Genomic DNA, 13,386 nt, shown 5'->3' on the forward strand with positions numbered 1-13,386 from the left:
ATTCTTTATTAGCGTCTGACTACATGAGCGTCTGACTACCCTATCTCGATCGCCACTTTTTTCTACTCAGTCCTCAGTCCTGATACCTCAGTCCTAAAAATGCGGAACCCGGGACTTGAACCCGGAAGTCCTTGCGAACACTAGAACCTGAATCTAGCGCGTCTGCCAATTCCGCCAGTTCCGCTGACGTCTGGATTTATACCACCGATTTACTATCTTGCAACAAACCCTAGAATTTGTCAATACCTTTTATCCGGAAAAGTGAACCGATACAAGGTACAATGCTTCATCGACTGACAATGAAGCGGGATTGCTAATCTAGACATTTAAAATCTTTCCTGTAGAATCAAAACCAAATTTAAAAAAAAGCCACCCTATTCCGTGAAATTTGGAGGACAGACCTATTAACCCCCCTCTCAGCCTGACCGATACTTACTCTCTGCCCGAAGAAGACAAGTCCGTTTTGCACATTTGGGGTAGAGCTTCCTTGCAAGGGCACGTCAAGATTAGCGGCGCAAAGAACGCGGCACTAGCGATCATGGCAGGAGCCTTGCTGTGTCCTGAAGATTGCCGAATCCGTAACGTTCCCTCGCTTGTCGATGTCAAGCGCATGGGTCAAATTCTGTCGTCCCTAGACCTGAAGCTGGAATGGAATGGCGACATTCTCGACATCAACGCTAGCCACATTGGGCAATCAAAAGCTCCCTACGAGTTAGTTTCTCAGCTACGAGCTAGTTTCTTCATCGTTGGACCGATGCTGGCGCGACTGGGTGTAGCAAAAGTGCCACTACCTGGCGGTTGTGCTATCGGTGCCAGACCCGTCGATCTTCACGTCCGAGGTTTGCGGGACATGGGGGCAGATGTCCAAATCGATCATGGGATGGTCAATGCCCATGTAACTGGCAGCAATCGAAGATTAAAGGGAGCCAAAATTTATCTGGACTATCCCAGTGTTGGTGCGACAGAGACACTGATGATGGCGGCAACCCTAGCAGAGGGAGAAACAATCCTAGAAAACGCCGCCCAAGAACCAGAAGTCGTGGATCTCGCTAATTTCTGCATTGCAATGGGAGCCAAGATTCGCGGTGCAGGTACCAATACAATTGTGATTTCTGGTGTTCCCAGCTTACATTCTGTAGATTACAGCATCATTCCCGACCGGATTGAGGCGGGGACATTGCTCGTTGCAGGAGCAATTACCCATTCAGAACTAAGTCTGTCCCCAATTATTCCAGACCATCTCACGGCTGTGATTGCCAAGCTGCGGGAAATTGGAGCGACGGTACTCGAAGAAGCGCCCGACTGCCTGCGGATTATCGGAGGACAAACACACACGGCAACAGATATTGAAACATTGCCATATCCTGGATTCCCCACGGATATGCAGGCACAATTTATGGCATTGCTGACCCTCAGTGAAGGGGACAGCGTGATTAGCGAAACGGTTTTTGAAAACCGATTGCGTCATGTGGCAGAGTTGAATCGCATGGGTGCAGATATTCGCGTGAAAGGCAATCATGCAATTGTGCGGGGTGTGCCAATGTTATCGGGGGCACCTGTCCTAGCTACTGATTTGCGTGCTTCGGCGGCGTTGGTTTTGGCATCGCTGGCGGCAGAAGGAAAAACAATCATTCGAGGATTGCAGCATCTAGATCGGGGTTACGAAAAGCTGGAGGATAAACTACGGCAGCTGGGAGCTAAACTACAGCGGGTGCAGGATGATGACAGTTTGCCAGTTGAAAATTTGAAGGTTGAAGGTGACAGCCTGCCGGTTGAAGGTTTAAAGGTTGAAAGTTGAAGGCAGAATAATCGGTAATAGGTAGAGTGATGAGTGATGAGGTATTCATTCAAAACTCATAACTCAACACTCATAACAATTACCTTTTACCGAATTGTCTATTCCTTCACAATTTCTGTCAGCGCTGGTTTTAGGGTTGAATACTGATATTCAAATCTTTGGGACAAGGTGCGTTTTGGAAGAACTTGTTGCCCTTCCAAAACGACTTGGGCACCATCTCCTAAGAGACCTTCTAAAACAAAGCTGGGAACTGGTAGCCAGGAGGGTCGATTTAAAACTTCTCCCAAAGTTTGGGCCAATTCGTTCATCCGGACTGGATTCGGAGCTGTACCGTTTAGGACACCTTCAATTTCTGGGTGGCTGAGTGCAAATAGAATTAGATTCACTAAATCGTCTCGGTGAATCCAGGAGAACCACTGACGCCCTGAACCAATGGGGCCACCAGCAAACATTTTAAAGGGGGGAAGCATTTTAGCAAGTGCTCCTCCCATTCCTAAGACAATTCCAGTTCGCACAATTACCAGTCGCGTGCCGCTGTCTTTGACTTTTTGGGCTTCTGTTTCCCATTCTTTACAGACAGTGCTGAGAAAATCATTACCGGCTGAGCTAGTTTCATCAAAGGCAGCCGTCTCGCTGGTGCCGTAGTAGCCAATTGCAGAAGAATTAACTAAGACAGCAGGCTTGGGATTCGCTTGATTAATTGCTTCTACAATTTTTTGCGTCCCTAGCTTTCGGCTATTTAGGATCGTCTGCTTTTGTTCTGGAGTCCAGCGTTTTTCCGCAATCGGTTCTCCTGATAGATTCACCACAGCATCGCACCCAGCAATGGACTGTTGCCAGGAGCCTGATTCAGTGGGTGTATATGCAATGATTTCGAGATTGGGATAGGTGTTGGCAGGAAAGACTTGCTTCGCTTTCGCAGGGTTACGACTGAAAACCAAGATTTGATTTCCTTGAGCGTGTAGTCGTTCTACCAGACGAGAGCCGACAAATCCAGTTGCTCCTGTAATGGCTACTTTCATGCTTCTCTGGTTGCCTCGCTATCGGGGGTTTTTTTCGTGTCGCTGTAAGCCATACCATTGACCTCAGCATAGCGATTCATAAACCGCATAAATCTCTCCCAGTGGTCTTCTCGCTGAATTTCAAATTCGCAGTCCAACCGCTGAAAATCATCCCCTTCTGGTCCGCTGAAAACAAATTTTACAGAAGAAGGCTCAACGCTTATTTCACCTTCTTCATCCGTTAATCGCAGCCCATTAGAAAACTTATTTTTAAAGCTGTTGAATTTTTCTATGGCTTTCAGCTCGTTAAATGTCATCAATACCGTGCGGACTCCAGAACTGCGATTCCGCCGTAAGCTGACGTTACCGATTTCTTCAGGAATCCCTTCAAAAAATTGAATTAAGGGTGTATTAGAAGTCATGCACAAAATTAATGAAACTCATAAAGTAGTATACAAAAGTCAAATGCCCTCCGAGCGCTGACTCGGTGAGCTAGAGAGTTTAGAGGCGATCGCCTAAAATATTTTTGACAAGTTGTCGGTAAATGCGTCCTAAAACCGACATCCAAGGTAGGGAGATTTTTAACTCAACTTTTCCCTAACCAGATTCTGAGCAAGTAGCTTTAAATTTATTAATTACAGGGGTTGACTCCCCAAACTCCTCTTAGAAGCCCGAAGGAGCCTTGAAGATGGCTCTCCTTCACTCTATAGGGAAGGGGCTGGAGGTTGGGTCTGTATTGCACTCAACTGCAAACCGTTATCGTTGCTCAATCTTCGTCTTTCCTGTTCATCCTCCCAGTCTTAACCATCCAAACACATCCCTTACCGTTAGCCGCAGTTCTGTTAACAAGTCTGGAACAGGTAGCACGTCGAATGCTTCCTGCAACAATTCCGGTTGCTGTCCGGGAGGATAAACTAGCACGGAGCGTTCGTCTGGATCGAGTAGCCAGCCTAATTTGCTACCGTGTTTGAGGCAGTGCAGGATATTTCCGGTTACTTTGGTTTGACTTTGTTCTGGAGAGAGAACTTCAATTGTCCAATCTGGAGCAGCCTGAAATACATTGGCAATATCCTCATTTTCATCAAGAGGGATTCTATCCCAAGCAAACACCGCCACATCTGGCACGATTGACCGTCCGCCGAAGGTACACCGCAATTCCGGAAAAGCTAGGGCAATTCGCTTAGCCTCGACCACCTCATTAATAACAGTGACTAGCTTTCCCTGTAACTTGCTGTGCTTCCCTTGCGGCATTGGCTTTTGGATGCTTTGACCCTTGATGTATTCGCTGGCTGGCTTAGTTTCTGGCAGCTTCAGAAACTCCTCTAGAGTCAGGGTTTTAGGAGGTGTATGTACCATAAGCGCTCGCATAAATGCCGCTACTATTACCCTACTCGTGCAGTTTCACTCCCCGAATTGACAAATCCAACAACTCTACCGGATGCATGATGGGAATTGTCTTCTCTTGCAGTTCTAAATGCTTGCTAATTTGGATCGTACAACCGGGATTTGCCGAAGCAATTAATTCAGCACCCGTATTCAGAAGATTTTCAACTTTTTGCTTACCCAATTCTCCAGCAACTTCAGGTTGCAGCATATTGTAAACCCCAGCACTGCCACAACATAACGCTGCATCAATCGGTTCCCGAAGTTGAACGCCTGGAATTTGTCGCAATAATTGGCGCGGTTGTACGCTAATTTTTTGCCCGTGCAATAAATGACAGGCATCTTGATAAACCAAAGTCAATGGTTGATCGGAAATTGGGGAAAGTTTCGCCGTGATTCCGGCTTCGTATAGAAACTCTTGAGCGTCTTTCACTTTAGCAGCAAATTTTACGGCTTTCTCTCGATAATCGGAGTCATCTTGTAGCAGGTGTCCGTATTCTTTTAGAGTATGACCGCAACCAGCAGCATTGATGATGATGGCATCAACGTTTGTACCTTCAAAACTATCAATCATTTGGCGCGCGATCGCTTTTGCTTGTTCTTCCTGTCCTTGGTGATGTGGCAATGCAGCACAACACCCCTGAGCCTTTGGAATCACGACTTCACAGCCATTGGCAGTTAATACCCGTACCGTTGCTTCATTGACCTTTGAGAAGAATAGACGTTGCACGCAGCCCAAAATAACGCCCACTCGATAGCGTTTCTCACCCTCAGCCGAAATCACCTCTGGTAGGGTATCTACAAAGGTTCTGGGAGTAATTTCTTGCAGATTTGATTCCATCGCTGCTAAGCGGGGAGAAAGGCGTTGGAGTAATCCAGTCGAACGAACTAATTTCTGCAAGCCTAATTTCTGATAGACCATCAGAGGCGCTAGCAAAACCCGCAACCGATTAGGATAAGGAAATAGGGAAAAAATTAGTTTTCGATACAACTTGTCTGGCAAACTGCGCGAATAATTGCGTTCAATTTGGGGACGCATGGCAGTAATTAACTTGTCATACTGCACGCCAGAAGGACAGGTTGTGACACAGGCAAGACATCCTAAACAAGAGTCAAAATGCTGTACTGTTGCAGTATTTAGAGAAATCTCACCTTTATTGATAGCATCCATGAGATAAATTCTGCCTCTAGGAGAATCCATCTCTTTGCCAATCACCCGATAGCTGGGACAAGTAGATAGACAGAAACCGCAGTGAACGCAGCTATCAATTAACTTGGGATTGGGGGGATGATCGTTATCAAATCCGTTAATATTAATCGGGTTTGAGTCATCTAAATTTGTTAAAGAATTTTCTGATGTTTGCATGGATGAGTGTAATCTTCCCTACTTTTTAGACGGTGTTTTCTGCGATGAAAGCGCTTTGTTCACATTCCACCGATAAACCGACTTGGACTTAAAATATTTTCTGGATCAAATTGCGTTTTGATTTTCTGCATTAAATCCAGGGCGTTGCCGGTATAACCCCAGACATCTAGTTGCTGCTTCAAGAAAATCGGCGCTTCTAGAATTGTCAGAAACCCGCCGTGAGATTCACAGAGCGATCGCATCTGTTGTAAAAACGCGATCGCTGTTGTTTCTACAACGTCACTATTGCACCGCAATAGTCCCAACCCACTTCCAGCATGGATCAGACACATCACCGATGGGACGTGGATTTGCAGATGAGCCAAAATGGTCGCGGCGGCAGTTGGTAATACTCCTATTTTGCAAGCGATCGCTGCCTCTGTGTGAGATGCCCACATTTGTTCTTGTAACTTCTGCCATAACTCAGCCTCATCGGCATCTGAATACAAGACACCCTGTAAACCGAGATGTTGCCCCACTTCCAACCATCGAGCGCACTGTTCCTTCACGCTCGGCGATACACTTTGAAAGCGAGCGATCGCACCAATGCCCTCCCCTAAGCCTAAACTAGCCACGATTTGAGTGGATAGCAGGTCAACAGCCGTGGGCGTTAAGGCTGAAGCAAGCAAAGTTTTGGTGGCTGCGGCAATTTTTTCGGCTGTGCCAGTCAGCACTACGGTTGCAGATGCCTCAGGCAGAGGATAAACCCGAAACGTCACTTGACTGATAATCCCTAACGTTCCAAAAGAGCCGGTAAATAGCTTCATCATGTCGTAACCGGCAACATTTTTTACCACCCGACCCCCAGCTTTGGCAATCTGACCATCGCTGCGGACGAAAGAAAGACCCAGTAGCATATCCCTCACCCCACCATAGCGTTGTCGCAAAGAACCGCCCCCAGCAGTCGCAACAATACCACCAACCGTGGCGTCTTTTGGATAGGCTGGATCGAGGGCGAAAAATTGACCTTGTTGCGCTAGAATCTTTTGCAGTTCGGCAAATTTCATGCCTGCTTCGACCGTAACGGTTAAGTCGCCAACCGCATGAGCGATTAAGCGATTCAGACGTTCGGTACTGACAACCAAATTGACCCCATCGACTAATCCGCCCCAACCTAGTTTGCTAGCGCTGCCACAGGGTAAGATGCCCCACCGATGCTGGTAGGCATAAGCCATAACCTGAGCAAGTTCTTCCTCGGTGCGGGGAGAAACAATGCAATCAAGGGTGGTTCCCGGTGCAATTGCTTGAGATATTTGTGCTTTTCGAGTGGCTTCTATCTGTTCCCACGGCACAATCCCAGAGCTGGGGAGGAGACTTTCAAGTTTTTGGGCTACGCTATTCATTGCTTAAAAAAACATCTGTGCGATCGCACTCAGGTGGACATGAACACTAGCAAAACATAAGCACGGTACGCAAGTAACACTCAGTTCTCGACGTAACATCATTTAATTATTTAGTTATAAATTTATTTCTTTATATCTCAAGATAGATGCAGCACTTCATACTGGTATTTGTGGGGTCTATTTCTCTCTTTAGACAGGTTTAATTGAATGGTTCGACGAAAGAATATACCGGCATTACAGCAAGCAAGAAGGGCAGGGACAACCCGATCTTACGATAGGGAAAGCTTGCTAAATCGAATTACAACCCGAATTCGCCAATCTTTGGAGCTACAAGAGATTTTGGCGACAACAGCGCGGGAAATTCGCTCATTTTTAGACATGGATCGGGTCAAAATTTACCGATTTCACCCAGATGCCAGTGGAGAAGTAATTGCCGAATCTATAAATGGCGATTGTTTACCCTCTATGATGGGGCTGCGGTTTCCAGCCGAGGACATTCCGCCCAATGCTCGTGAGTTGTTTGTCAAAGTCCGCCAGCGAGTCATTGTCGATGTCATTTCTAGGCAGAAAACTCAAGAACAGTTAGATTGTCTATCAACCGGCAAAAATTTAGTAACTAGAGACATCCGCTATTCCCCAGTCGATCCTTGCCACGTCGAATATCTGACGACGATGGGGGTGAGTGCTTCTCTCGCCGTGCCAATCCTACATCAAAACAGCTTGTGGGGGTTGTTGGTGTGTCACCACGCATCCCGGCGCAAATTTAGCGAACAAGAATTACAAATTGTTCAACTGCTCGTGGATCAGGTGTCGATTGCGATCGCTCAGTCCAATCTTCTTCAAACCGCACGCGAACAAGCTCAGCATGAATCAACAATCAACCAAATTAGTAGTCTACTCCACTCTCCGCTAAAAATTTCAGAAATTCGGCAGACCGTTTTAGAAGAAACCGTTAGCGCCTTACACGGTGCTGCTGGCAGATTGTACATTACAGCAGATACAACAGGTCAGCCTGCTCAACTTTATACGACTGGCGAGCAGCCACTCCAAGCTTGGATTGAAGAAACTCCTTTTTGGCAACAAATTATCTCCGGGAAACCGAACAGCGTCGGTATCCCAGACAGTCCTTCTGAAAACAAATCCAAAGATAACCATCAAGATTTCAGTCATCAGAATCTCATTAATCACGCTTCTGACTCTTGGTTTTTACAGTCGGAATTTAATCCTCAAAATCATTTCCTTGAGTCTTCGCATAACAGCTACGGAGTAGCTAGGGAAATATCAAATTTTAAAAGTCAAAATTTTCTCTACACCATCCCCGATTTATATCAAGAACCACAACTAAAATATGCAGTCCCTGCTTTTGAGACAACGCCTATTCGCTCTATTCTGATCGTGCCTCTCAGTTATCATCAGCAATGCGTGGGGTGTCTCACCATCTTCCGGCATGAGATGAATACAGAAACCCTATGGGCAGGTCGTCAGAATCCCGACGAACGGAATGTCCGCCCCCGCCAGTCATTTGAAGCATGGCGAGAAATCACCCAAGGACAGGCTAAAGAGTGGACACAAGAAGAACTCAAGCTGGCTCAATCGGTGGGAATCCACCTCTACATGGCAGTAATGCAAAGGCGAGTAGAGGATACAATCCGACATCAGGCGTCTCATGACCTCTTAACGGGTTTGCCCAACCGGCTGTTATTCAATGACCGACTCTCTCTAGCGCTGGCAAGCACTCATCTGAATTGCGGCGATATGCTGGCAGTGGTGTTTCTCGACCTGGATGGTTTCAAAACGATTAACGACACGCTCGGTCATGCCGTAGGCGATCTACTGCTGCAATGTGCGGCTCGACGCCTCACAGATTGCCTGCGAGAAACCGACATTGTTGCCCGTTGGGGTGGGGATGAATTCACCATTATGCTCTCCCCAATCACTTGTTTGGACGATGTTACCAAGATTGCGAAAAGAATTCTGGGTGCCCTAAACGTTCCTTTTCATTTTGAAGATGTAGAGACTTATCACGATACCTCTTTACACATCAAAGCGAGTTTGGGGATTGCTTTAGCTCCTTATGATGGGGAAGACGCAGAAACGCTGTTAAAAAACGCCGATGCTGCGATGTACAGAGCCAAGCAACAAGGGCGCAATAATTATCAGCTATATACACCAGCCCTAGGGGCAAAAGCACTGGAACGGCTGAAATTAGAAAACCGACTTTACAAAGCCTTAGAACGTGAGGAATTTCTGTTGCACTACCAGCCGCAGGTAGACTTAAAAACAGGTCAAATCGTGGGCATGGAAGCGCTGATTCGCTGGCAATCTCCCGAACTAGGCTTAATTCCTCCTTATCAATTTATTCCTCTGGCAGAAGAAACGGGTTTGATCTCTCCGATTGGAGAATGGGTTTTGCGAACAGCTTGCAGGCAAAATCGTCTTTGGCAATCACTTGGAGTGCCGCCAATCCGGATTGCCGTGAATCTTTCAGGGCGTCAAGTTCAGCAACCCACTTTAGTAAAAGTTGTTGAGCAAATTCTAGCTGAAACTGAGTTGGAACCTCGTTATCTGGAACTCGAAATTACTGAGAGTATTGCAATGCAAGATGTGGAATGGACAATTTCTGTGTTGCAGAAGTTGCAGGAACTGGAAATTCACATTTCAATGGATGATTTTGGGACGGGTTATTCTTCACTGAGCTATCTAAAACACTTTCCGCTCAATACGCTAAAAATTGACCGCTCATTTATTCGCGATCTCATGACGAATACTCATGATGCTGCGATTATTAAGGCAGTTATGGCACTGGGTCACGGACTCAATTTAAAAGTGATTGCTGAGGGTGTTGAAACAGTAGAACAATTGGATTTTTTGTACTCAGTTCAGTGTGATGGTTTGCAGGGTTATCTGTTTAGTCCCCCGGTTCCGGCGGAAGCGGCAACAGAGATCCTGAAATCTAAAAGGTTAAAAAATCAAAGTTAGAGATTCTCAGTTTGTAGGACAGGGCGATGTTATCAATGATTCTGGTGTACTCTAACGCGAAGAGCTGCGTCTAGCAGTATCCCTTGACGCGATCGCGTCCCTCTTTTTTCGCTTGATATAGCGCTTCATCGGCTGCTGCAATCAGCGCTGCCGGTGAAGAGGTTAAACTGGGAACTATGCTGGCGACACCCAGACTCAGCGTGACGTAGGGGCTAACTGGGGAGTGGACGTGGACAATCTCTAAGCTTTTGACCATTGAACGGATCGACTCGGCGATGTAATTGGCACCCGCAGAGGGAGTGTTGGGCAAAATTAAGGCAAACTCCTCGCCTCCATAACGGGCAACTAAATCGGTTGAGCGCTTTAGCATCAACCGAATCGCACCAGCAACCTGTCGCAAACAGCTATCTCCAGCTTGATGACCGTAGGTATCGTTGTAAATTTTAAAACAGTCAATATCGCAGAAAATCAGCGATATTGGCGCTTGTTCTCGTCCCAGCCGCCGCCACTCTTGGGCAAGATATTCGTCAAACCTGCGCCGATTTGCCACCTGAGTTAAGCCATCCAGAGAAGCGATACACTGCAACTCCCGGTTGGCTTCCTCCAGCTGTTTAAAGAGGGAAGACTGCTGAATTGCGATCGCTAACCCGACGGACAATTGTTGCAACAACTTAATTTCATAAGGCTCCCAGTGACGAGATCCAGAGCATTGATGGACGCAGAGTATCCCCCACAAATGAATTTTGGCGGCTGGATTGGATAAAGAGGGACGGAGTGGGGCGGGATTGTTGCTATTCGATTCATTATTCGCTTCTCGGTTGCTTCCTCCCTGTTCCCGAATCAAGATTGGCACCATCAAATTTGCCCGAATTCCTGCCCCTGCGAGTAACTTCACGTAACTCGCAGGCAGATCCGCTTGGTAAATATCATCCACCGCTGACACATACCCGGTGGTTTGAAATTTTTGGATATATTCCGTCTCAAAGCAGGGGTCATACAGCGAGACATCCAGAATCGATTCACAACCGGGTGCAACAGATTCGACGACAAAGCAGGCACCGCGAGCATCGAGCCGATAGAGAGCAACTCGTTCGGCTGGCAGAAAGTTTCGCACCTCTGCAACCGCTGTGTTGAGGATTTCGTTTAAATGCAACGATTGGCGGATGCGCCCTTGTATTCTTCCCAGCAAGCGCTCTCGCTCAATAGAAGAGCGTAATGCCTCCTCAGTTCGCGTCCGTTCTGTAATGTCAAGAAAACTCCAAACCCTGCCAATGATTTGTTCGCCGAGTCGGTACGGTGTGGAGTAGCGCTCAAAGATTTTCCCGTTTTTTAATTCCAGAATGTCGTATGCCTTAGTTTCTGGTTGCCTGGAAAGTTCCCAAACCTGCTTTAGAAAGGCTTCTGGCTCTTTTAACTGGTCTTTAAGAAAGACGATTTGTTCGTTAGCGCGAGGCGAGCCGATTAGGTCTTCGGGAACCTCCCACATCTGAAGAAACTTCTGATTGTAGCTGACAATATCTCCTTCTAGGCTGACTGCAACGATGCCGTCAGCAGTTGATTCAAGCGTGGCGCGCAGCAGAGAAAGCGATTTCTCAACTTTTTCCTCTGCGGTTTTACGCTCTGTAATCTCAATGTAAGCGATCGCAACGCCATAATCTTTGAGAGGAATGGGAATCGCAGTGACGTTAAGCCAGGTGATTTCATCCTGGTCATTTACAATCCCGATTTCTCGATTTTCAATCACTTGATTTTCTTTTAACGCCCGAACGCTAGCAAATTCTTCCGGTGGCATCGAGCTGCCATCCGGTCGAGCGATTCGCCATTCTTTGCTGTCGCACCTTCTATTTTTATGGTTTTCAATAGATAACTTTAGAATTCTTTCTGAAGCTTGGTTGGCTTCAACAATATTGCCGTTATTATCGGTAATGGAAATGCCAATTGGGAAGCATTGAAAAAGAATTTTATATTTTTCTTGACTTTCTCTTAACTCAGTTTCTGCTTGCTGGCGTTGGCTAATATCGCACGAAACAGCGATAATTTCTTGCACTGCTCCTGTATCCGGATGGCGGATAGTTCGGAGCGTAGTTTTAAACCAAATGTAATAACCTTGCCGATGACGAATTCGGTAGCTAATTGTGTTGATTTCTTGAAAATTTAGTTGAGTTGGATGTTCTCTTAAAGCAACCGGATCATTCTGAGCAAATTGCTCTATCAGGACTAAATCTTGCGGATGGCAAAATTCAAGCACCGAGCGTCCCAGAAGTTCATCCGGCTTATATCCCAGTAAAATACTGCATACAGGTGAAACGTAGAGGTAAACACCTTCCGGAGTATGAGTGGAAATCATGTCGGTGCAGTCTGATGCCAGCAATCGGTCACGAGTTTCCCGCTTAGACAATTCTAAGTTTGAATAGCCGAACAAGTTTTCCGGTTTTGGGTTATGGCGATCGCTAACGACTGGCATCAGACTGGTTGGCGTCATGATTCCGACCAGTTGACCGGATTCATCCTCTACAATCAACAGATGGCGAATCTGATGGTGGTAAAATAGTCGGCTGATGGTTTGAATATCTTGTACTTGGGATTCGTTCAGGGTAATCAGCGGCTGGTTCATTAGTGCAGCGATCGCTACACCTTTAATGTCTCTACCTAAAGCCGTGACTCGAACCAAATCCCGTTCTGTAAAAATTCCGATGGGGGTTGGTTTCGCTAGTTGTGTTGGTTTTTCCGCTGTTACCTGCTCTTCTACCACGATGACACAGCTAGCCTGCGCCTGACTCATCAATGCGATCGCTTCTGTGGCTAGCGTGTCAGGAGTTACCGTCAGAGGGTTGCGATCAATTGCTTGATGGAGCGGTAAAGCGTAAGGGTAGAGCATAGAGAACACATTATTAGTTTCTTTAATAGAATTAACCATTCTTATTAATTATTTTAAATTTTAATTGAACGAAGCGGAACCGTTTGCTGGGTAATGTGGTAGGGAGTAAGCATAGATGTGGCGATTGAATCGCATCTGAGTAAACGACTATGGCTTTACAGATAGCTTTTTAAGCAATGAAACAATTGTATTTTGTAATAAAAAAACCAGCTAGCTAAAAATTCTCACCAAATAAAGGGCTGAAGGCATTAACATTCTTTATCAACTTTCCTGCCAAACCCGGACAAGACAGCAATTAACTTATAAAAAAAATCTGAAATCTGCTGCCAAGGGTGCCTTAAAACAGAATGGTATTTCCTCAAAGGTTAACCCGATCCGTCGCATTGCCAACGCTAGTTAGTCAAAAATCTTCGCTCTATCACTGAAAAGCTAGCTATGTTCGTACCTACGAACCCCTTTGCCTCATGTCTCTTAGAGAATTAATTCCAGCAGCCAGCACAAAAAATCAACCGATCTAGAACAATCCTATTTGAGTTGTGAGATGCTAGCGGTTCAAATCCCCAGCTTCTCCTTCAAACTCAGGAATCTCGCCTTTCTCG

8 protein-coding genes and 1 tRNA gene are annotated in these 13,386 nt (G+C 46.3%); 2 read left to right on the forward strand and 7 right to left on the reverse strand.

All coding sequences use genetic code 11. The annotated features are described in order from the left end of the window. Positions 1-100: 100 nt before the first annotated feature. Positions 101-184 (reverse strand) — tRNA-Leu (locus NDI44_RS10535). Between the two features lie 204 nt (positions 185-388). Between NDI44_RS10535 and murA the strand changes: the two genes are divergently transcribed. Then, positions 389-1,798 carry a UDP-N-acetylglucosamine 1-carboxyvinyltransferase gene (murA, locus tag NDI44_RS10540; RefSeq protein ID WP_190415530.1) on the forward strand — a complete coding sequence of 470 codons (1,410 nt, stop codon included), beginning with the start codon at positions 389-391 and terminating at the stop codon, positions 1,796-1,798. Positions 1,799-1,896: 98 nt separating this feature from the next. Here murA and NDI44_RS10545 read toward each other — a convergent pair whose 3' ends face one another. The 5 genes from NDI44_RS10545 to NDI44_RS10565 all read right to left on the reverse strand — a co-directional run bounded on the left by NDI44_RS10545 (position 1,897) and on the right by NDI44_RS10565 (position 6,930). Beyond that, positions 1,897-2,820, reverse strand: a complete 924-nt coding sequence (locus tag NDI44_RS10545) for a TIGR01777 family oxidoreductase (protein WP_190415532.1) — start codon at positions 2,818-2,820, stop codon at positions 1,897-1,899. Beyond that, positions 2,817-3,221, reverse strand: a complete 405-nt coding sequence (gene psb28, locus NDI44_RS10550) for a photosystem II reaction center protein Psb28 (protein WP_190415533.1) — start codon at positions 3,219-3,221, stop codon at positions 2,817-2,819. The genes NDI44_RS10545 and psb28 overlap by 4 nt, the downstream gene beginning before the upstream one ends. A 364-nt stretch (positions 3,222-3,585) precedes the next feature. Continuing rightward, positions 3,586-4,155, reverse strand: coding sequence for a Uma2 family endonuclease (locus NDI44_RS10555; RefSeq protein ID WP_190415535.1), 570 nt, complete (start codon positions 4,153-4,155; stop codon positions 3,586-3,588). A 31-nt stretch (positions 4,156-4,186) separates the two neighbouring features. Then, on the reverse strand, positions 4,187-5,548 hold the full coding sequence (locus tag NDI44_RS10560) for a (Fe-S)-binding protein (RefSeq protein WP_190415537.1): 1,362 nt from the start codon (positions 5,546-5,548) through the stop codon (positions 4,187-4,189). A 59-nt stretch (positions 5,549-5,607) separates the two neighbouring features. Beyond that, positions 5,608-6,930 (reverse strand): FAD-binding oxidoreductase, encoded by a 1,323-nt coding sequence (locus NDI44_RS10565; RefSeq protein WP_190415539.1) that lies wholly within the window; start codon positions 6,928-6,930, stop codon positions 5,608-5,610. A gap of 207 nt (positions 6,931-7,137) precedes the next feature. Here NDI44_RS10565 and NDI44_RS10570 point away from each other — a divergent pair, with 207 nt between their 5' ends. Further along, complete coding sequence (locus tag NDI44_RS10570) at positions 7,138-9,909, forward strand: EAL domain-containing protein (RefSeq protein ID WP_190415541.1); 2,772 nt, start codon at positions 7,138-7,140, stop codon at positions 9,907-9,909. Positions 9,910-9,979: 70 nt separating this feature from the next. Here the strand turns inward: NDI44_RS10570 and NDI44_RS10575 are convergent, their stop codons facing one another. Continuing rightward, positions 9,980-12,787, reverse strand: a complete 2,808-nt coding sequence (locus NDI44_RS10575; protein WP_339380817.1) for a diguanylate cyclase — start codon at positions 12,785-12,787, stop codon at positions 9,980-9,982. Positions 12,788-13,386 lie beyond the last annotated feature (599 nt).

This window comes from Trichocoleus sp. DQ-A3 (genome assembly GCF_039961975.1).
In the GTDB taxonomy this organism is placed as follows: domain Bacteria; phylum Cyanobacteriota; class Cyanobacteriia; order Cyanobacteriales; family FACHB-T130; genus FACHB-T130.

Excerpts from the sequence above, each read along its gene's own strand:
- NDI44_RS10545 (WP_190415532.1), bottom strand. The coding sequence starts at position 2,820 with ATGAAAGTAGCCATTACAGGAGCAACTGGATTTGTCGGCTCTCGTCTG.
- psb28 (WP_190415533.1), bottom strand. The coding sequence starts at position 3,221 with ATGACTTCTAATACACCCTTAATTCAATTTTTTGAAGGGATTCCTGAA.
- NDI44_RS10570 (WP_190415541.1), top strand. The coding sequence starts at position 7,138 with ATGGTTCGACGAAAGAATATACCGGCATTACAGCAAGCAAGAAGGGCA.
- NDI44_RS10555 (WP_190415535.1), bottom strand. The coding sequence starts at position 4,155 with ATGGTACATACACCTCCTAAAACCCTGACTCTAGAGGAGTTTCTGAAG.
- NDI44_RS10560 (WP_190415537.1), bottom strand. The coding sequence starts at position 5,548 with ATGCAAACATCAGAAAATTCTTTAACAAATTTAGATGACTCAAACCCG.
- NDI44_RS10575 (WP_339380817.1), bottom strand. The coding sequence starts at position 12,787 with ATGCTCTACCCTTACGCTTTACCGCTCCATCAAGCAATTGATCGCAAC.
- NDI44_RS10565 (WP_190415539.1), bottom strand. The coding sequence starts at position 6,930 with ATGAATAGCGTAGCCCAAAAACTTGAAAGTCTCCTCCCCAGCTCTGGG.